We start from the raw sequence: 20,500 nt of genomic DNA on the forward strand, positions 1-20,500 counted from the left end.
ATGAAACTCAAGATTTGTCTGCATGGCTATCATAATCAGTCATAAAGGTTAGTGGTTAATGGGTATCTGTTGTGATGTGGCGCGGTGGCGTTTCGAGTTGTGGTTCTGAGCCGCCTGATAAAGCGAGGTGGTTGGCACTCTCCCGTTCGATCAGGGCTTTAGATGAAGAGAGCGCGGATCATTGTGGGTGACTCATGATTAACGAAACGACGGAAATCCATCAAAAAACGGGTCAAACCCAAAGTCTGGTTCAGGTAAGCGCACGTTTTTCAACCACGCCTTAAGGTATTTCACATCCTTAAACAGCCGCAGATCTTGCTGGATACGTTTGATTTCTGCCTGCATCGTTTGAATGTCTTGCTTGAGTAACATCGCAAGGCGTTTGGGGGAAAGTGGTTCAAACGGTGGAATTTGTACCATCATGCGGATTTGGTCTTCCTTGAGCATCACTTCTTCTTGTAATTCAGCCAGTTGGTCACTGAGAACTTTGTTGTAATGCTTGAGGCGTTCGGCACTCAGGCTGCTGAGTTTACTTTGGTCGATTTGCTCAACCGCGAGTTGTAATTCCAGCAGTTTCAGCAAATCTTTACTGGCGTAAGCGACGGTCACTTGTTGCATGAGTTCGGTTTTGCGTTCGCGTTCTACCGGGTCTTGCTCGCGGTCGGGGTGCAAGGCACTGGTGAGTTGGCGGTAAACGGCTTGGATGGATTTGCTGACATTGGCGGCTTCTTCCGCAGCCTTGGCTTCTTTTGCCAGTTGTTTGGCGGATTTTTTGCGTTGGGGGCGGGCAGCAGCAGCGGCTTCTGCCTCGGCTTCGCGTTGTTTGACCTTTTCGGTGAGGCGTTCGGCGGTTGCCTGCGGGTTTTGCAAGTCGAATTCATCATCGTCTAGGCTTATCCCGAATTCTTTTTCAAGCATGGATTTCATAAACTCGTTTGCCATCATTTGTTCTTCTTCCGCTTCGGTATCGTAGTCGCTGGCGGTGTATTTGTTATACATGGCTTTCAACTCGTCGTCGTCACCGCTGCGTAGCAATTCTTCGCAGAGTTCCACGATGAGGTGCGTGAGTTTTTCTTGTTGGGTTTTGGTGAATTTATTGGCGGTGAATTGCTGATCCAGCAGGTGCGCCATTGCCGTTTGCTGTTCCTTCATGCTTTGTTTTAACGGTTCTAGTTTGTCAACGGCATCGGTGCGGCAACGCTCGAACGTTTCCTGCCACTCTGCCAAGAGTTGTTTTTGCGCGTCGATTTTTTTGATGAGGCTGTTGAACTTCTTTTGTGCGGGTGACAGTACCGTTTGTGCGGGAGCAGTGTGGATGTGGACAACTTTTTTGCTGGACATGGGGGGTTCCTGACACTGATTTTAGCGGTAGTGTGGCATCAGATGACGCTTTGTTCCAGCAGGAAATCTGGGGAAAGTTTCGTTTGGTCAGGAATGCACTGGCAGTCGTGAAAAAACGACCTAAACTTGTTAGGATGTTACGAAAACTTCTGAAAATTGTGCTTATTCTGGCCTTATTGCTGTTTTTGGTGCAAATCGGTTTGCACTTATATCGTACTTGGCAGGATAAGTTGGAAGTGCCGCTTACACCACCGGTATCGACGTTTTCAATGGGGAAAATGGCCTCGCAAGTATCTTTGTTGGGAATCAATACCAACGAAATCAGTTACAACGATGCCAGTCTGCCGTTTGTTGATTTGTTTCGTTCCGCGAATCCGTTTCAGGAAAATGTGCTGCGCTTAAAGGCTGAGTCTGTCACCTACGATGCCAATGGTTGGCCGAATAATCTCAACGGCGGTGAGGCAGGTACGCGCTTTCTCGGTGAATTGCCCGCCGATGCACTGCCTGCTGGTGAATACACGGTGCTGTATGACGGCGAGGGGGAAATCCGTTACGGTAATGATGCCAAGCTGATTACGCATTCACCGGGGCGCGACACCATTACACTGGAGGCGGGTGTGAATGCGCGTTTGGATGCCAGTCTCGTGATCGCTGACAGCAACCCAGAGGATTATGTGCGCAATATCCGTATCTTACCGCCCGGTGGTATCTGCCAACATAATCCGCTTAAGCGGGTGATGGATGCATCGGCTTGTGCGGGGGATGCGGGTATGTATTTGTCGTTCGCGGATCACTACGCCGAGATTGTCTTCAACCCTGACTATCTGGATTTTATGAAAGATTTTCAGGCAATCCGCTTCATGCCAATGTCAGGCATTACCCGCAACCCTGAGGCGCATTGGCAAGATCGCCCCAGCATGGCTGAAGCCACTTGGGGCGGTACGTATGGTGCTCGCGGCGCACCGCTGGAAATTATGGTGGAACTTGCCAACCGTTTGCAAAAGGATGCTTGGTTCAACCTGCCGCACGCGGCTGACGACGACTATGTGCGCGAGTATGCTACCTATGTGCGCGACCATCTTAACCCTGAACTGAAAATCTACCTCGAATATTCCAATGAAATTTGGAATACCAACTTTAACCACGGCGAATATACCCAGAAAAAAGGCATTGAAATGGCGTTGGGGCTGAATGCTGCCGACGTGGGCTATGAGTATTACACCATCCGCGCTCGCGAGATTTTTACCATGTGGGAACAGGTATTCGGTGGTCGGGAACGCTTCGTACGTGTGCTGGGTGGTTGGGATACGCGCCCCGATTTTGCCGAAAAAGTGCTGAGTTACAACGATACGTATCAAGCGGTGGATGCGTTGGCGATTGCGCCGTATTTTGGCGGTAATATCAAAGGCTATCGCGAGGCGGAAACCGTGGAAGATATTTTTCATCTGACTACCGCACCCGATTCCTACCGTTCGTTGCCGGAAGTGTTGGAAAAAGTGCAACGTCATGCGCAACTGGCTCAGCAGTTTGGGGTGACATTGCTAGGTTATGAGGGCGGGCAGGGTTTGGTTGATTGGGCTACCCGCAAGCCGGATCAGCACCCTAATCCGTTGTTTTTCGCCGCCAACCGTGATCCGCGCATGGGGAAACTTTACACTGAGTTTCTGGAAGGGTGGCAACAAGCGGGTGGGCAGTTGATGATGCTGTTTTCCGCACCCCGTATTTGCCAATGGTACGGTTGTTGGGGGCTAAAGGAACACATTCGCCAACCGCGTGAACAAGCGCCGAAATATGCTGCTGTGTTGGCTTTCATCGCGACACACCCGCCTCATCCTGTACCCGCACCACCGAAGCCTGCTCACAATCCATTGGCAATTGCACCGCGTAATCCGAATGATCCTTTGATTGTGTGGCGACCAGCCGTTGACCCAGAGCGGGTATTTTTCATCGAAAATCCGATTACCTTGGACTTATTGCTTGAAGGTACAGTGTGGGATAAACGCAATCTGTTTGGAAAATGGCAAGGACGGTGGGATGATGATTTCCTGTTCCTGACCGTGCGCGTATACGACAGCAAGCGGGTGTTTGATTCGGCACACCCGGCGGATGATGATTCCGTGGGGTTCTTGATTGACACGGATAACAGCCGAGATGCCAAGCTGGACGGCAAGCACGATTTCCACCTGATCTTTGCTTGTGATCGTGAGCAAGTCGTGTTGGGGAAAGATTCTGCGCCGTTGTCTGCGGGGGCGTTGCGTAGTATCCGCTTTGATATGCGTGAGTTTTACGATGGTTATGTACTGGAGGCATGGATTCCTTGGCAAGCCTTGGGCATGAACCCCGCGATCAAAGATCGCGTCAGCGTCAATGTGGAAGTGAACGATGATGACGATGGCGGCACACGCGATGGCAAAATCGCGTGGATGGCACAAGACAAACAAGCCCTAACCGACCCGCGCCAGTGGGGTGTGGTGCTATTTAGTGGTCGGTGAGGCATTGATCAAGCGTGGTTTGGTTTTCGTTTTGGGTAACAGTTCCATTTTGGCTTTTTCCTGGCGAATACGTAACACATAGCCGCCCAGTGCGCCCCCAGCCGTGGTCAACATCAGCAAACCTAGCGTGATGAATTGCGTGAGCAACAACAAGCCACCAATACCGGCAGCTCCCGCAAACGCCATGCCCACTTTGATATTGGCTTGGGTCGAGGTGCGGCGTACTTCCTGAATGGTTTCCTGATGCGCTTGTTTGATCACGCGATGCTTGGCGCGTTCGGCATTGACGCGCAGCGCTTCACGTTCTTTGGCGTGGCATTCTTGCAAGCGGCTGATTTCATCTTTGTTGTGGTGTGCCGCCATTGAACTGAACCACGCGGCGGTGAGTACACCCACAATGCCAACAGGAATCACCAGTCGCAACCAGCCCCAGCCGCTCAATTCGGTGGGCGCAATCAATACCAATACCACGGTTATGACTTGTAGCAATAAAATGCCGGGTAGAAATTTCAGCACTGTGAGTGTCCTTTTCTTCTGTCAGGTTCTAATTCGGGGATTATAATGCTTATTGGATTCAACAGGACATTACCATGCTGCCGAAAGACCTTGTGGATGAACTCATGCACTTCCGCGCCGAGCGTGATTGGGCGCAGTTCCACACCCCGCGCAACCTTGCGATTTCGCTTTCCCTAGAGGCGGGCGAAGTGCTGGAACTGTTTCAGTGGGAAGATCGCCGGGGTGCTGCGTTGGATAAAGTCATGCCGCAGTTGCGTGATGAAGTGGCGGATGTGGCAACCTACCTGACGTATTTGTGTGCGGATTTGGGGATTGATTTGGAAGCGGCGGTGCGGGAGAAGATGGTGCAAAATCGGCGTAAATATCCAGTGGAATTGGCGAAAGGGTCGGCGAAGAAATATACCGAATTGCGGGCAGGAGACGAAGCATGACCCCATTTGTCCACCTACGCCTCCACACCGAATATTCGTTGGTTGATAGCACCATCCGCATCAAACCACTGATGAAAGTCGCGGCTGGTAAAGACTTGCCCGCCCTCGCCATTACCGACCAAAACAACTTTTTCGGCTTGGTAAAATTCTACAAAGCCGCAATGGGCGCAGGCATCAAACCCATCTTCGGCCTCGACCTGTTGCTGGCAGATGAACAGGGCACGGATACCTTATTCCACACGATTTTGCTGTGTCAAAACAATACCGGCTACCGCAACCTCACCAAACTCGTATCCCGCGCTTACCAACAAGGGCAGGTACTGGGCGTGCCGCGTGTGCAACGCGAGTGGATCAAAGAATTCAGCGAAGGCGTAATCATGCTCTCCGGCGGACGCGACGGCGATGTCGGGCAAGCGATGCTCTCCGGCAATCAAGAACTTGCTGAGAAACGCCTGCAAGAATGGCTGGAAACTTTTCCCGACCGCTATTATTTAGAGCTGCAACGCACCGGACGCGATGGCGAAGAAGACTACATCCACGCCGCCATCGACCTTGCTCTGGCGCACGACATCCCCGTGGTCGCCACCAACGACGTGCGTTTCATTGCCGAATCCGATTTTGCTTCCCATGAAGCGCGGGTCTGCATCCGTGACGGCTACGTGTTGGCTGACCCCAAACGCCCCAAACGTTACAGCCCGCAGCAATATTTGCGCACGGGCGACGAAATGGCGGAACTGTTCGCCGACATTCCCAGCGCGATCAGTAACACCGTCGAAATCGCCAAACGCTGCAATGTGTCGCTGACCTTGGGCAAAAATTACCTGCCACAATTCCCGATTCCTGAGGGCATGACCGAAGCGGAGTATTTTTGCAAAGTCAGTGAGAAGGGGTTGGAAGAACGCCTCGATTTCCTGTTCGGCGACAAATACCCGCGTGGTACGCCAGAATTTGCAGAAAAGCGCAAGGTTTACGACGAACGTTTGAAAATTGAACTCGGCGTAATCAATAAAATGGGGTTCCCCGGCTACTTCTTGATCGTTGCGGATTTCATCCAGTGGGCAAAGGATAACGGTATTCCGGTCGGCCCGGGGCGGGGTTCCGGTGCGGGTTCATTGGTGGCGTATGCGTTGAAAATCACCGACCTTGACCCGCTGGCTTACGACTTGCTGTTTGAACGCTTTCTCAACCCTGAGCGCGTGTCCATGCCTGACTTCGACATCGACTTTTGCATGGATAACCGCGACAAAGTGATTGATTATGTTGCCAGAACTTACGGGCGTAATCAGGTTTCGCAAATCATCACTTACGGATCAATGGCAGCGAAAGCGGTGGTGCGCGATGTGGGGCGGGTGCTGGGGCATCCTTACGGGTTTGTGGATCGGATTGCCAAACTGATTCCGTTCACCATCGGTATCACCTTGGAAGACGCGCTGGGGCGTACCCCCAAGTCCGAAAAAGATTCCGAATTGGTATCCCCCGATCTGATCGACTTGTATAACAAGGATGAAGAAGTTAAGTCGTTGCTGGATTTGGCGATTTCTTTAGAGGGCTTGTCGCGTAACACCGGTAAACACGCGGGTGGTGTGTTGATTTCCCCGACCGATTTGACCGATTTTACTGCGATTTGCTGCGAAGAAAACGGCGAAGGCGTGGTGTCACAATTCGATAAAAACGACGTGGAAGACATCGGGCTGGTCAAGTTCGACTTTTTGGGCTTGCGCAACCTCACCATTATCGACTGGGCGTTGCAGACCATTAACCGCCAGCAAGCGGCGAAAGGCTTGCCGCCGGTTGACATTAACCGCATTCCGCTGGATGACAAAGCCTCGTTTGATTTGCTCAAGGCGCAAAAAACCACCGCTGTATTCCAGCTTGAATCACGCGGCATGAAAGACCTGATCCGCCGCTTGCAACCGGATGTGTTTGAGGATGTGGTGGCATTGGTGGCATTGTTCCGCCCCGGCCCGCTGCAATCGGGGATGGTGGATGATTTCATCAATCGCAAAAAAGGCATTGCTAAGGTCGAATACCCGCATCCGAGCCTAGAGCAAATTCTCAAGCCGACCTACGGCGTTATCGTTTATCAAGAACAGGTTATGCAGATTGCGCAAGTGCTTGCTCAGTACACGCTGGGTGGAGCGGATATGTTGCGCCGTGCAATGGGTAAAAAGAAACCGGAGGAGATGGCAAAACAACGTTCCATTTTCATGGAGGGGGCGCGTAACAATAACGTCGATGAAAATCAAGCTGGCTATATATTTGATTTAATGGAGAAATTCGCGGAATATGGTTTCAACAAGTCCCATTCAGCCGCCTACGCCCTCGTCGCCTTCCAAACCGCATGGCTAAAAGCCCATCACCCCGCCGCATTCATGGCTGCGGTTATGTCGGCGGATATGGATAACACCGAAAAAGTGGTGACGTTGCTGGATGATTGCCGCCAGCTTGGGTTGCAGGTATTGCCGCCGGACATTAACCGCTCCGAATACCAATTCACGGTGGATGATCAAAACCGTATTATTTATGGATTGGGGGCAGTGAAAGGCGCGGGTGAAGCCGCCTTGAGTGTGTTGGTGGAACAGCGCAATAAAAACGGGGCGTTCCAATCACTGGCGGATCTCTGCAAACGTGCTGGCACACAAAAGGTCAATCGTCGTGTGCTGGAAACCCTGATCAAATCAGGCGCTTTCGACAGCTTGGGCGGGACGCGCCGCGCCATGCTTGAATACTTGCCCGAAGCCATGCGCATGGCAGAACAATACAACCGCAATCAAGGTACGGGTCAAACCGATTTATTCGGGGGGCTGTTTGGAGGTGGCGTGGCGGAATCGACACCAGAGGCGACCATGCCCGGCCGTGAGGAGTTTCCTGAAAAAGAACGTTTGCGTTTGGAAAAAGAAACGCTGGGTTTATACCTGACGGGGCATCCACTCGATGAATACCAGTCAGAAATTGCCGGTTTAGGCAGTCGCAAAAAACTGGTCGATATTGCCGAAGACGACAGCACTAAGTACCGTCGTGAGCCGGTGATGTTAGCTGGTTTGGTGGCCAGCGTGCGTACTCAATATACTGACAATGGTAAACGCGCTTTTGTGCAGCTTGACGATAATACTGCTTATTATGAGGTGATGATTTTTACTGACACATTTACCCAATATGGACATTTACTGGAAAAAGAAGCTTGTATTGTATTGGAAGGCTCGCTCGATACCGATCAACGCACCGGTAAAACACGTTTGAGGGTGGAAAAAGTCCATGATATGCGTTCGATACGGGAGAATTTCTTACGCAAGCTGGTGTTGCGGCTAGAGGAGCAACAGATACAACAAGGAATTTTACCGGTGTTACGGCAATATTTGAAGCCTGCTGAGGTTGCTGGCACGTTCCCAATTGCGGTTGAATACCGCAATACCCAAGCACAAGCGGAAATGCGCTTGGCAGGGCAGTGGACAGTGCAGCTAGATGACGCTGGGTTGCGTGATCTGCGGCAGGTGTTGGGTAGAGAAAACGTGAGTTTAGTGTTTTAACTCAGGTTGTTAACGTGCTTTGGTTAGTATGACGCCGACCATATTGGTTCGTGCCTGCTTCAAGCGTTCAAATGCCGCATGTAATGGGCGGCGACGGGTTTGATTGCACGCCACGACCAACAACGTTGCATGGACGCGATTACTGATGAGTAATGCATCCGCCATTCCCATCACGGGGGGCGAGTCAATAATGATCACGTCAAAGCGGGAGTTGTTTTGTTCCGCATAATTAATAAGTTGTGTCATGCGTTCACTGGATAGCAGTTCAACTGAGTGCGGGGTAATAGGGCCAGAAGAAATAATATGCAATTCAGGAATAAACGTGGGGCGAATCAAACCTTCCAGTTCAGCCAGACCTGCCAAATAATTACCTAATCCTTTGATATTATCCACGCCGAAATGTTTGTGTAACGTAGGACGGCGTAGGTCAGCATCAATCAATAAGACATTTGCGCCTGATTGGGCAAACGTTGTGGCTAGATTAATACTGGTGCTGCTTTTGCCTTCACTGGCATCAGTACTGGTGATATTAATAATTTTAGGGCGTTTCTGGTGAGTAATGACTAAAAAGTTGTTGCGTAGAGAACGAAATGCTGCCGCTACATGTGAATCTGGGTGGTTGGCGCTTTGAAAAGCATAACTCCCCGCTTTTTTACGGATGGCGGGTGCAATGCCTAGCAAGGGAAGCGGTAGCACTCTTGAGAGTGTTTCAGATGTTTTGATAACGGCATCCGTTCCTTCGCGGATAAAGGCGGCAATGATGCCAGCACACAAACCTAAAATAAAACTTAGAATGAAATTGCGGACTAGATTAGGTTGTAAGGCTTCGCTGATGAAAAGCGCAAAGAGGAACACACCAAGATAAACGCTCAATAATGTTTTTTCGCGGCGCTTAGCAATAATACGTAATTTGTGCAGCTCGTCCCCTAACGAAGTACCTCCGGTATGAAATGTCGGTACTTGCACAAATCCCCCTTCTGCTGAGAATGTAGTCTGCCGTTTGGGCAATACGTTTGGCGTGTTCATTGTCCCCTGATTTCCTATTTTAGCCCTTGGATTGTTTTATTATACATAAAAAAATATGATTTGCATGTTTGAGAATCTGCATAAATAAACGTAATTCATCGTGCTTTATACAATAGATCAGTCCACGACCATTAAGTTTCAGTGAAACCGCACATGGACACTCTGTCGGGCAGAGAGTAAAATGCCATCCTACTAATTTCACGGGATGAGCCACGCCTCATCCCGTTTCGTATGTAGACTTCGGAGGTTCTTTTGAACAAGCAAGCACTGCTGGTGCTGGAAGACGGGAGTGTTTTCCACGGGCGTTCCATCGGCTGTGATGGCCAAACCACGGGTGAAGTGGTCTTTAATACTGCACTGACAGGTTATCAGGAAATCCTGACTGACCCGTCGTATTCACGCCAAATCGTCACGCTGACTTATCCCCACATTGGTAATGTCGGTGTCAATCAGGAAGATTGCGAATCTACCCAAGTCCACGCGGCTGGCTTGATCGTGCGCGATGTGCCTGCGGTTTACAGTAGCTGGCGTGCGGAAGAATCCCTGCCAGACTATTTAGCCCGCAATAACGTTGTCGCGATTGCCGACATCGACACGCGCCGTTTGACGCGCATTTTGCGTGAAAAAGGCGCACAGCGTGGCTGCGTCATGGCAGGTGAAAACCTTTCTGTAGACGTAGCACTGGACGCAGCACGTTCCTTCCCCGGCTTGAAAGGTATGGATTTGGCGAAAGAAGTCACCGTCAAGTCCAGCTATGTGTGGACAGAAGGCAGTTGGCAATTAAACCCCGCCACCCCACGCCCTTCCACTGCAACAACGGCTGAATTCAATATCGTCGCTTACGATTACGGCATCAAAACCAATATCCTGCGCATGTTGGTGGATCGTGGTTGTCGCGTTACTGTCGTGCCTGCGCAAACCCCTGCGGCAGACGTATTGGCAATGAAACCCGATGGCGTATTCCTCTCCAACGGCCCCGGCGACCCAGAACCGTGCGATTACGCGATTACCGCCATCCGCGAAGTATTGGAGCAAAAAGTGCCTACCTTCGGTATCTGCCTCGGTCATCAATTGCTCGGTCTTGCCAGCGGCGCGAAAACCGTCAAAATGAAATTCGGGCATCACGGCGCAAACCATCCGGTGCAAGATTTGGACAACAAGCGCGTGATGATCAGCAGCCAAAACCACGGTTTCGCGGTGGATGAAACCACGCTGCCCGCCAACGTGCGTGCCACGCACCGCTCACTGTTTGATGGCACGCTGCAAGGCATCGAACGCACCGACTGCCCCGCACTGAGTTTCCAGGGACACCCCGAAGCCAGCCCCGGCCCGCACGACGTAGCCCCTGTATTCGACCGTTTCATTGAGATGATGAGAGCTGCACATGCCTAAACGCACTGACATTAAAAGCATTCTGATTATTGGTGCAGGCCCGATCATTATCGGTCAGGCGTGCGAATTTGACTATTCCGGGGCGCAAGCGTGTAAGGCGTTGCGTGAGGAAGGCTACCGCGTCATTCTGGTCAACTCCAACCCCGCGACCATTATGACCGACCCGAACATGGCGGATGCGATTTACATCGAGCCGATCCGCTGGGAAACGGTTGCCAAGATTATTGAAAAAGAACGCCCTGATGCGCTATTGCCAACCATGGGGGGGCAAACTGCGCTCAACTGTGCGCTCGACCTTTCCCGTCAGGGTGTACTGGACAAGTTCGGCGTGGACATGATTGGCGCGAACGAAGTCTCCATCGACATGGCAGAAGACCGCCAGAAATTCCGCGTGGCGATGGATGAAATCGGTTTGGAATCGGCGCGTTCCGGCATTGCCCACAGCATGGAAGATGCCCGCGCGGTACAGGCTGAATTGGGTTTCCCAATCGTGATTCGCCCCTCCTTCACGATGGGTGGCAGCGGCGGCGGTATCGCTTACAACAAGCAGGAATTTGAAACCATCGTGGCGCGTGGCTTGGATATGTCGCCGACCACTGAAGTGTTGCTGGAAGAATCCCTGCTCGGCTGGAAAGAATATGAAATGGAAGTCGTGCGTGACCGCAACGACAACTGCATCATTATCTGTTCCATTGAAAACCTTGACCCGATGGGGATCCACACGGGCGACTCGATCACGGTAGCCCCGGCGCAAACCCTGACTGACAAGGAATACCAGTTACTGCGGAATGCTTCGATTGCCGTATTGCGCAAGATCGGCGTCGACACCGGCGGTTCCAACGTCCAGTTCTCGGTCAACCCGAACAACGGGCGCATTATCGTGATCGAAATGAACCCGCGTGTATCACGCTCTTCAGCCTTGGCATCCAAAGCGACCGGCTTCCCGATTGCCAAAGTTGCGGCGAAACTGGCGGTCGGCTACACCCTGGATGAATTGCGCAACGAGATTACCGGCGGGGCAACCCCAGCGTCGTTCGAGCCATCCATCGACTACGTAGTGACCAAAATTCCACGTTTCACCTTCGAGAAATTCCCGCAAGCTGACTCGCGTTTGACCACGCAAATGAAGTCTGTGGGCGAAGTCATGGCAATGGGACGCACCTTCCAAGAGTCGTTCCAGAAAGCCCTGCGCGGTTTGGAAACCGGTATCGACGGTTTGAGTGAACGTATTGATCCACAAGACCCGGATGCGAAAGACACCTTGCGCCGTCAACTGACCGAAGCCAGTTCCGAACGGATTTTGTACGTGGCGGATGCCTTCCGCTTGGGTCTGAGCATCGAAGAATTGTTCGCGCAAACCAGCATTGACCCTTGGTTCTTGGTGCAATTGAAAGAGCTGGTTGACATTGAAAACAGCTTGAAAGAGCGTTTGCTCAACAGCATCACGGCTGATGAAATGCGGGTACTCAAGCGCAAAGGTTTCTCTGATAAGCGCTTGGCTACTTTATTGCATGAAACCGAGAAAACGGTACGTGCCGCACGTCACAAACTCAATGTGCGCCCCGTGTATAAGCGTGTGGATACCTGCGCGGCGGAATTTGCCACCAACACCGCGTACATGTATTCCACTTACGAAGAAGAGTGCGAATCCAACCCCACCGACCGTAAGAAAATCATGGTATTAGGCGGCGGCCCCAACCGTATCGGGCAAGGCATCGAGTTCGACTACTGCTGCGTCCATGCCGCATTGGCGTTGCGCGATGATGGCTTTGAAACCATCATGGTCAACTGCAACCCGGAAACGGTTTCCACCGACTACGACACCTCCGACCGTCTGTATTTCGAGCCGCTGACGCTCGAAGACGTGATGGAAATCGTCGATCTGGAAAAACCTTACGGCGTGATCGTGCAATACGGTGGGCAAACCCCGCTGAAACTGGCACGTGATCTGGAAGCCCTGGGCGCACCGATTATCGGCACCTCGCCCGATTCCATCGACCTGGCGGAAGACCGCGAACGTTTCCAACAATTGATCCACAAACTCGGCTTGAAGCAGCCGCCGAACCGCACCGCCAGAAGCATTGACGAAGCGGTACGCTTGGCGGACGAAATCGGCTACCCATTGGTGGTGCGTCCGTCTTACGTATTGGGTGGGCGGGCAATGGAAATCGTTTATCACGAAAACGAATTGCGCCGTTACATGACTACGGCAGTATCCGTGTCCAACGATTCGCCGGTATTGCTCGACCGTTATCTGGATGATGCGATTGAAGTGGACGTGGACGCGATTTGCGACGGTGAAACTGTGCTGATTGGCGGGATTATGCAGCACATTGAACAGGCGGGTATCCACTCCGGTGACTCGGCGTGTTCCTTGCCACCATACTCGTTGCGTGCTGACATCCAGGATCAATTGCGCGAGCAAATGGTGCGCATGGGCAAAGCACTCAACGTTATCGGCTTGATGAACGCGCAATTTGCGATCAAAGGTGACGACGTATACGTGCTGGAAGTGAACCCGCGTGCTTCACGTACCGTGCCATTCGTGTCCAAAGCGATTGGTCGTCCGCTGGCAAAAGTCGCGGCACGTTGCATGGCTGGCCAAAGTTTAGCGTCGCAAAATGCGTTGAACGAAATCATCCCGTCCTACTACGCGGTGAAAGAAGCGGTATTTCCGTTCATCAAATTCCCCGGCGTTGACCCTATCCTCAGCCCGGAAATGAAATCGACGGGCGAGGTCATGGGTGTGGGCAGGACGTTTGCCGAAGCCTTCGGGAAAGCGCAATACGCAGCGGGTGAAGTTTACCCAACGTCTGGCGTGGCGTTCATCAGTGTGCGCGAAGCAGACCGCCGCCATTTGAAAGAAGTGGGCGAAATGTTGGTAGGGCAGGGTTTCAGGATCGTGGCTACCCGTGGTACGGCACGTGAATTGCAGAACGTCGGTGTAACTTGTGAAATCGTCAACAAGATGCGCGAAGGCCGCCCTAATATCGTCGATATGATTAAGAATGAGGAAATCGACCTGATCGTAAACACGACCGAAGGTGAACAGTCCACCCGCGACTCTTTCGAGATTCGCCGCGAAGCCTTGCAGCACAAAATCACCTACACCACCACGATTGAGGGTGCGCGGGCATTGTGCAAAGCGATGGCCTACACTGACAGTGAGCAGGTTTATTGCTTGCAAGATTTACATCAGGAAATAACAGAACAAGGGGTTTGAAGCGATGAGTACTAGACCACCGCTAACATTGAAGGGTTCGGAGCGTTTGAAGGCTGAATTGCAGCGTTTGAAAACCGAAGAACGTCCGCAAATTATTCAGGCGATTGCGACAGCGCGGGAACACGGCGATTTGAAAGAAAATGCCGAATACCATGCAGCACGTGAGCAGCAAAGTTTCTGCGAAGGGCGTATTAAGGAACTGGAAAGTACCTTGTCGATGGCGCAAGTGATTGATGTGGTAGCCGTGGGTGCAATGAACCCCGGTAAAGTGGTTTTCGGGGCAACTGTGGAGCTTGAAGAAGTTGAAAGTGGCGAAACCATTACGTATCAAATTGTAGGTGACATCGAAGCTGACATTAAGCATAACCGTGTTGCAGTATCCTCACCGATTGCTCGCGCCATGATTGGCAAGGAAGAGGGCGATGTTGCGGTGGTGCAAGCGCCGGGCGGCGTGCGTGAATATGAAATTGTTGCAGTTACTTATCAGTAGTGGCTAATAATTTTACTCATATCGGTTTGTTGCAACACGGTGCGGTAGAAGCCGGAGATGTGTTCTGTGGCGAACTTGAAACTCCGCTTAGCAAGTTGGGTTGGAAGCAGCTTAAGCAAGCCTTCGGACGGTCGGGGGCTGATTGGGATGCTGTAATTACTTCACCCCGGATGCAGTGTGCTGCCTTTGCGGAATGGTTTTCCCAAAAGTATGATTTACCATTGGTACGGGATGAACGCTTGCGGGAAATTCATTTTGGTGAGTGGGAAGGCTGTACTCCACAAGAGGTGATGACCACTCATCCTGAGCAGTTGGCAGAATGGTGGGTGAATCCTGCACAGGCATCGCCGCCGGGAGGGGAAGGATTTGGTGAGTTTCGTGCACGTGTCTTGGATGCATGGATGGATCTGGGGCGTGCCTACCGGGGTGAGCGGGTGTTGGTTGTTACGCACGCTGGGGTGATTCGCGTGATTCTGGCACATGTGTTGCAGATGTCGGATGAGCGTTTGTTGGCGCTCAATATCGAATACGGTGCATTGACGCGCTTACGGGTGCTGCGTGATCGCAGTGGTGAATGGGTTAGTTTATTGGCGCACGGTTGCGGATGATCACCGCAGTTTTCCGTTCTTTGCAGGTGGCAGTGCGCGTATTGACGTTATTACCAGCCCCACCAATTACGGATTTTTCTGCTGAAGAAAAAGGACGGGGTTTGATTTGGTTTCCGGTGGTTGGGGCATTAATGGGGGGGATTCTTGCTCTCACCGCTTGGAAGTTGGAAAGTATTGAACCTATGTTGGCTTCGGTCATTTTGCTAACGGCTTGGTTATTTATCAGCGAATTACATCATCTGGATGCATTGGCTCGCAGCATTAATGTATGGCTGTTTGGCGGGTGCGGTACAACAGAAGAGGATGAACAAGGTGGCAAGTTTTTGCCCGCGCCACATTTCGGTGTTATGGGGGTGATGGCACTGATTATGATGGTTAAGTTTTCTGCGCTTTCGGTGTTGATTGAATACAAGTTGTGGCCGTATATCATGTTGGCACCGATTGCAGCACGGCTGTTAGTAGCTGCTCTGATTGGTTTTACGCCAAGTGCCCCTGGGGAGTCTCTTGCACATGAGTTTCGAGTCGAATTTCCGTATGTAGCGCTTTTCCTTTGGTTATTGTTGGCTTTGCCAGTTGCGTTGGTGGCAGGTATGCCCTTGTTAGCGTTGTTTGTATTGCTATTGCTGATTCGATTGCGTATGAAACAGACGTGTGGTGGGCTCACTTGGGAGTCGATTGGTGCGAGTATTGTGTTATTGGAAGCTATTGGCTTGTTTGTGGCGGCAGTGGCCGCTTGAGGCGACTAATCCCCACCTTAGTGGTATGGTATTGGCGTAAGTGTTAATATAATGTTGTTATTTTGCAGCTTTAAAGGCAGGCCATATTAATCATGTCAGAAGAACAGTTCTCCACAGAAAGACGCATCTTGATGGCGATGCGTAAAACCCTCGGCGGCATTATCCGTGATTTAACACCTTCCGATGCTGCGACTCGTTATCCATTGTCTGATGCGACGGTGGAAGACGTGAAAAAATGCTTCGATCTGATTGCGGCACGTGAGCGTGAATTGGCACAAGCTGCTGGGGTGAGCGAAGAGCGCCCCCATTTTATTGATGAAGTCAGTACCCCCAAAGTGGTATCGATTGCTGGCCTGAAAAAGAGGGATTAACCATGCAAACCTTTTCAGCCGAAGAAATGGGTGCGTTGACGCGAGCCGTGATCAACCACATGGATGAGTGGAAGATCAGCGCGGAACAGATGTTGATGATTTTGGGTTTGGATGAAGAAGTCCGTCCACGTCATTTGCAACAGTACCGCCAAGGTGATAAGACTTTTCCGCAAACGCCCGACATGATGGATCGTATTGATCACATCGTTGGCATTGCCGATGCGTTACGCACAACCTTCCCGTTCAGCAGTCAAATGCGTGTCATGTGGTTAAGCAAGCCACACCGCCGTTTCCAGCGTCGTGATCCGTTAGCGGTGATGTTGACAGAAGGGGTGGATGGCTTGATGAAAGTCCGTATTGAAGTCGATTGTGCTTACGGCTATGCAATCAATGACGCTTTACATGCCGCTGCTGAAGAGAAGAAAAAAGCAGCGGCTGCTTGAACGCTACGCTAGGGCAGGGCTTGAAGCATCAAGCCCGCCCTCATGACTTTGCTTACGCTGCATCGCCTTCAGTTGCAGCGTCTGGTTTTACTGCTTCTTTGACCATTTTCTGCAATTCACCGTTTTGGTACATTTCCAGCGTAATGTCGCAACCACCAATCAGTTCACCGTTGATGTAAACCTGTGGGAACGTCGGCCAGTTAGCGTATTGTGGCAAGTCTTGGAAAATTTCAGGGTCGCCCAATACATTCACGTAAGCAAATTCTTCGCCACAGGCCATCAAGGCTTGGGATGCGCGGCTGGAAAAACCACATTGCGGCATTTGCGGCGTGCCTTTCATGAAAATAATGACAGGGTTGCTTTTAACGGCTTGGTCGATACGGTCTAGTGCGCTCATTCAGGTAATCCTCGTTATTGATAGATGATGATTACATTCTACCTGTTGGCTGAAATAAATAAACGTCAGATTCCATGAGGAATAGGCGTGTTTCAGTGTTTGCGGCGTTGTTTCATGGCTTCAAATTCGACCGGATCAATATAGCCATCGCGATTGGTGTCCACGTTATCAAAAATGCGGCGCGGGTCGATTTTACCGGATTTGGGTTTTTTAGCGGCGTATTCAGCCCATGCGATTAACCCATCACCGTTGGTGTCGAGGCGTTTGAAATCGGGATCGGTGCTGGCGTCAGCAGCACTGGTTACGGTTAATAAAGCAGCCGTGAGTGTTTGAAAAATAATACGTTTCATGTTGTAGCCCTGTTTGGTTTATGAGTGGTTGATTGTTGTGCCGTCGCATCAGAATAATAGTATTAAGACAACGTAAGATGAACCGGTGAGGCATCCTTGAATTGATTTTAAGCCGTTACATCCCTGTAAGATCAAGTTTATGGGTATAAAATGTTTGCACAGATTCATTTTCTATTCATAATTATAATTAACGTTAGGCAAATAATAAGGGTTTGGTCAGTACGGTAGCGGGGTCTGTCATAGCTTGTTCAGGACGACGGGGCTATTGGTATGTGTTGTGATCTATTAACTTGGTTGATTGATAATATTGATGTGCTGTTGTTGCTAGTGATTGGTTTCGGGCTAGTGATTATGGTGTACCTATCTGGGCATATTGCTGGTCAGCGAGAAGGCTTCATCAACGGTATTATGCATCATATTCATATCAAGGCTTATGATGCAGCCGATTTCCCTGCAAAATATGAAGCTGATAGGTATGTCAATGAAGCGCGTCAACGTTTGGAGAAAGGTTTAAGACCCAAAATTCCAGCCGACCTTCGGGATGATGCATGACCAAGACATTTATGCTGCTTGCAGGTGCTGTGTTGATGTTGTGGTTTATAGGCGTTTGCGAAACCGTGCCAGTCATCAGCGTTGGGGTGACGTTGGGAGGAGTCCCTTATAAGCAGCAGTCGAGTGCTCCAGTCAACGCTTCTGTAAGTTGTCAACAATGGCATGTCGTCGGGCCGGGTGAAACACAGTGGGCGATAGCTACCCGCTATGCCGGATACGAGGAAAAGCACCAATGGCTGCGGCAAGCGCGGCGTGTTTCAGGGCTTGCGGCTGACGATCCGCAGCTAAAAGCTAATCAAGTTTTGTGTGTGGCGTGGTAGCTTACAGCGGGCGAATCTCGACTTTTCTGAATTTGATGACACCACTCGCCCACTGGAGGGCAATCCGGCCACTCTGGAGGCGGGCATCATCCACTTCCACCGTTTTTACGCCGTTCAACACCAGCGTCAGGCGGGAACCTTTGGCGGTGATGTCGTAGGTGTTCCATTTGCCCCCGGCTTTGGGCATCGGGTTGGGGGCTTTGGCAACTTTGACGATTGCGCCAGTGCCATAAGTCGGGTCAGGGCGTTGGTCAAAGATATTGGCTTCGTAGCAGTTTTCATCCGTGATCGTGTCCGGCTGCTGGCAACGCAGGATTATGTGTGGCACATCCGCTTAGGCTGATAGCAAGTAATCCCACGGTGAGGAGGTATTGGGTATTGCAGCATGTCATGTTTTGTTCCTGTATTGCGTAGGCTAATGCAAAGTTTACTCCAGATTGTGCTGATAGCGCAGCGCATTGAAGCTGGGGTATGTGTTTGGGGAGTAGGGGGAATTAAGGGTCTGTTCCTGCTGATTAACAACCCACTGCATTTACGTTATATTCCCTGTGGGTGTGTTTCATAACCTCGCAACAGGAATCCCGACTGTGCCGCCAGATATTTTCGTCAGCTTCGCGCATGTGGATGATCAGCCGGTTGCCAATCAGCAACAGGGTTGGATTACGCATTTCACCAACGATTTGCGCGGCGAGTTAAACCGCCGTATGGGTCGCAAGGACAATTACCATTTCTGGAAGGATTTCCGCTTGCAGGGCAATACAGCAGTCACTCCGGAAATTGAGCAGCAGGTGAGGCACGCCCGCACCTTGCTGATCTTGTTTTCCACCGGCTGGTTGGCTTCGCCTTGGTGTCAAAAGGAATTGGAACTGTTCTTGCAAAGCCACCCGGATGTCAACGGGCGCATTTTCGTGGTCGAGCTGGAACGTTTTCAGCAGGATCACAAGCCGCCGATTATTCAGGATTTGCTCAATTACCCGTTTTGGCGCGTGACGGACAAAGACCGGGTGCGGCAATTGGGCTACCCCGTGCCGCAAGCTACGGACAGTGCTTATTACGAACGGCTGGTGGATTTGTCGCACGATCTTGCCAATGCGATCAAATTGCTGCAAGCCAGTACAGCCGAACCCGTCGACGCGCCCAAAGCCACGGTGTATGTCGCGCCGGTCAATGATTCGCTCTACAGCCAGCGTCAAAGTGTGATCAGTGAATTGCGCCAGTTCGGTATTGAAGCGCTGCCCCGTGCTAATTCGCATAAAGTTGCCGAAATGGAAGCACTGTTAGCGCAATGTTCGCATTTTGTGCAATTGCTGGATGCAAACTACACGATGGGCGTTCCTTGTGATCAGCATTTCATTGCCGATGCGGCGAAAAAGCCCATCCTGCAATGGCGTGACCCTAAGTTGGATTATTCTGGCGGGCATGTGCCGGAAGAACAGCGGCAGTTGCTGGAGGGCAAGACTGTGATTGCCGCGCCCTTATCCGATTTTATCCGCATGGTGCGCGAAGCGGTTTTGCCGAAGCCTAAACCACCCGATGACGAAACGCCCAAAGTGAACGGGGAGCAGATGGTGTTTGTCCACGCCAGTCAGGATGACTTTGAACGGGCAAGGGGGGTGGCGAAAAACTTGCAGAGACGTGGTTACGGTATTGCTTTGCCACGCTATCAGGGCGAGCCGGAGCGCATCCGTAAAAGCATTCAACGCGGCTACCAGTGCTGTGATGTATTGCTGCTGGTGTACCAAAAAGCCCCCGCCGAACTGGTGGAAGATTACTTGTCGGAAGCCAAGGTGCAGACCTTGCAGCGTGACACCAAACCGCCGATCCTGCTGTGTCAGGGTGATGATGCGGAAGAGTTGTATTTCATCCCGCCTGGTGTGAAACCGTTGGTGTGCCAGGGTGATTTCGACCAACACTGTCTTGAGCAGTTTCTGGCGGAGGTGGAAGCATGAGCCGCCCTAAACTCCAGCCATACCCCGGTTTGCGGGCGTTTGAACGCTATGAATCGCGCATTTTCTTTGGGCGGCAGCAACAGGTTGATGATTTGCTGGCACGGCTCAAACAACACCATTTCCTTGCGGTGCTGGGCGCATCCGGCAGCGGCAAATCGTCGCTGGTGAAAGCCGGGTTATTGCCGGGGCTGGAAAAAGGCTACATGGGCGAAGTCGGTTCGCGCTGGGCGATTGCCGAAATGCGCCCCGGTGATCAGCCGTTTGTGCGGCTGGCGGAAGGGTTGTTGGCGGATAAGGTGTTTGCGGGAAACTGGGAGAATCCCCCCCCATCCTAA

20 protein-coding genes are annotated in these 20,500 nt (G+C 51.5%); 14 read left to right on the top strand and 6 right to left on the bottom strand.

The genetic code is table 11. The annotated features are described in order from the left end of the window. Positions 1-198: 198 nt before the first annotated feature. A complete protein-coding gene (locus BLV87_RS15610; protein ID WP_093070156.1) occupies positions 199-1,341 on the bottom strand; it encodes a molecular chaperone DnaJ in 1,143 nt (380 codons plus the stop codon). 134 nt (positions 1,342-1,475) lie between these two features. Here BLV87_RS15610 and BLV87_RS15615 point away from each other — a divergent pair, with 134 nt between their 5' ends. After that, on the top strand, positions 1,476-3,833 hold the full coding sequence (locus tag BLV87_RS15615) for a sugar-binding protein (protein WP_093070158.1): 2,358 nt from the start codon (positions 1,476-1,478) through the stop codon (positions 3,831-3,833). On the opposite strand, the gene BLV87_RS15620 is transcribed toward BLV87_RS15615, so the two are convergent. Then, positions 3,816-4,349, bottom strand: a complete 534-nt coding sequence (locus tag BLV87_RS15620; RefSeq protein WP_175517969.1) for a hypothetical protein — start codon at positions 4,347-4,349, stop codon at positions 3,816-3,818. The genes BLV87_RS15615 and BLV87_RS15620 overlap by 18 nt on opposite strands. Positions 4,350-4,423: 74 nt before the next feature. On the opposite strand from BLV87_RS15620, the gene BLV87_RS15625 reads away from it, so the two are divergent. Beyond that, positions 4,424-4,780 (top strand): nucleotide pyrophosphohydrolase, encoded by a 357-nt coding sequence (locus BLV87_RS15625; RefSeq protein ID WP_093070160.1) that lies wholly within the window; start codon positions 4,424-4,426, stop codon positions 4,778-4,780. Then, positions 4,777-8,307: a DNA polymerase III subunit alpha gene (dnaE, locus tag BLV87_RS15630; RefSeq protein ID WP_093070161.1), complete on the top strand. Its 3,531-nt coding sequence runs from the start codon at positions 4,777-4,779 to the stop codon at positions 8,305-8,307. The genes BLV87_RS15625 and dnaE overlap by 4 nt, the downstream gene beginning before the upstream one ends. A gap of 9 nt (positions 8,308-8,316) precedes the next feature. Here dnaE and BLV87_RS15635 read toward each other — a convergent pair whose 3' ends face one another. Continuing rightward, positions 8,317-9,333 carry a polysaccharide biosynthesis tyrosine autokinase gene (locus BLV87_RS15635; protein ID WP_093070163.1) on the bottom strand — a complete coding sequence of 339 codons (1,017 nt, stop codon included), beginning with the start codon at positions 9,331-9,333 and terminating at the stop codon, positions 8,317-8,319. 252 nt (positions 9,334-9,585) lie between these two features. Here BLV87_RS15635 and carA point away from each other — a divergent pair, with 252 nt between their 5' ends. The 7 genes from carA (at position 9,586) to BLV87_RS15670 (ending at position 16,597) form a co-directional block, all read left to right on the top strand. Next, positions 9,586-10,725, top strand: a complete 1,140-nt coding sequence (carA, locus tag BLV87_RS15640; protein ID WP_093070165.1) for a glutamine-hydrolyzing carbamoyl-phosphate synthase small subunit — start codon at positions 9,586-9,588, stop codon at positions 10,723-10,725. Beyond that, positions 10,718-13,948, top strand: coding sequence for a carbamoyl-phosphate synthase large subunit (carB, locus tag BLV87_RS15645; RefSeq protein ID WP_093070167.1), 3,231 nt, complete (start codon positions 10,718-10,720; stop codon positions 13,946-13,948). The genes carA and carB overlap by 8 nt, the downstream gene beginning before the upstream one ends. Positions 13,949-13,952: 4 nt before the next feature. Beyond that, the gene (greA, locus tag BLV87_RS15650; protein WP_093070168.1) at positions 13,953-14,438 is read left to right on the top strand and encodes a transcription elongation factor GreA; all 486 of its coding nucleotides are present in this window, start codon (positions 13,953-13,955) and stop codon (positions 14,436-14,438) included. Then, complete coding sequence (gene cobC, locus BLV87_RS15655) at positions 14,438-15,046, top strand: alpha-ribazole phosphatase family protein (protein ID WP_093070170.1); 609 nt, start codon at positions 14,438-14,440, stop codon at positions 15,044-15,046. The genes greA and cobC overlap by 1 nt, the downstream gene beginning before the upstream one ends. Further along, a complete protein-coding gene (locus BLV87_RS15660; RefSeq protein ID WP_093070172.1) occupies positions 15,043-15,783 on the top strand; it encodes an adenosylcobinamide-GDP ribazoletransferase in 741 nt (246 codons plus the stop codon). Before cobC ends, BLV87_RS15660 begins: the two co-directional genes overlap by 4 nt. Positions 15,784-15,875: 92 nt before the next feature. After that, positions 15,876-16,154 carry a segregation and condensation protein A gene (locus BLV87_RS15665; RefSeq protein ID WP_093070173.1) on the top strand — a complete coding sequence of 93 codons (279 nt, stop codon included), beginning with the start codon at positions 15,876-15,878 and terminating at the stop codon, positions 16,152-16,154. A gap of 2 nt (positions 16,155-16,156) precedes the next feature. Further along, positions 16,157-16,597 carry a DUF2384 domain-containing protein gene (locus BLV87_RS15670; protein WP_093070175.1) on the top strand — a complete coding sequence of 147 codons (441 nt, stop codon included), beginning with the start codon at positions 16,157-16,159 and terminating at the stop codon, positions 16,595-16,597. Between the two features lie 52 nt (positions 16,598-16,649). Here BLV87_RS15670 and grxD read toward each other — a convergent pair whose 3' ends face one another. Next, complete coding sequence (gene grxD, locus BLV87_RS15675) at positions 16,650-16,994, bottom strand: Grx4 family monothiol glutaredoxin (RefSeq protein WP_093070176.1); 345 nt, start codon at positions 16,992-16,994, stop codon at positions 16,650-16,652. 92 nt (positions 16,995-17,086) lie between these two features. Further along, a complete protein-coding gene (locus tag BLV87_RS15680) occupies positions 17,087-17,344 on the bottom strand; it encodes an EF-hand domain-containing protein (RefSeq protein WP_093070178.1) in 258 nt (85 codons plus the stop codon). Positions 17,345-17,614: 270 nt separating this feature from the next. Here BLV87_RS15680 and BLV87_RS15685 point away from each other — a divergent pair, with 270 nt between their 5' ends. Then, the gene (locus tag BLV87_RS15685; protein WP_093070180.1) at positions 17,615-17,896 is read left to right on the top strand and encodes a hypothetical protein; all 282 of its coding nucleotides are present in this window, start codon (positions 17,615-17,617) and stop codon (positions 17,894-17,896) included. Next, complete coding sequence (locus BLV87_RS15690; protein WP_093070181.1) at positions 17,893-18,216, top strand: LysM peptidoglycan-binding domain-containing protein; 324 nt, start codon at positions 17,893-17,895, stop codon at positions 18,214-18,216. Before BLV87_RS15685 ends, BLV87_RS15690 begins: the two co-directional genes overlap by 4 nt. Position 18,217: 1 nt before the next feature. Here BLV87_RS15690 and BLV87_RS15695 read toward each other — a convergent pair whose 3' ends face one another. Beyond that, complete coding sequence (locus BLV87_RS15695; RefSeq protein WP_093070183.1) at positions 18,218-18,544, bottom strand: 3-keto-disaccharide hydrolase; 327 nt, start codon at positions 18,542-18,544, stop codon at positions 18,218-18,220. Positions 18,545-18,803: 259 nt separating this feature from the next. On the opposite strand from BLV87_RS15695, the gene BLV87_RS15700 reads away from it, so the two are divergent. After that, positions 18,804-20,165, top strand: coding sequence for a toll/interleukin-1 receptor domain-containing protein (locus BLV87_RS15700; protein WP_093070185.1), 1,362 nt, complete (start codon positions 18,804-18,806; stop codon positions 20,163-20,165). Further along, on the top strand, positions 20,162-20,500 hold the full coding sequence (locus tag BLV87_RS15705) for an nSTAND1 domain-containing NTPase (RefSeq protein WP_093070186.1): 339 nt from the start codon (positions 20,162-20,164) through the stop codon (positions 20,498-20,500). Before BLV87_RS15700 ends, BLV87_RS15705 begins: the two co-directional genes overlap by 4 nt.

The sequence above is a fragment of the Thiothrix caldifontis genome, assembly GCF_900107695.1.
GTDB classification, from domain to species: domain Bacteria; phylum Pseudomonadota; class Gammaproteobacteria; order Thiotrichales; family Thiotrichaceae; genus Thiothrix; species Thiothrix caldifontis.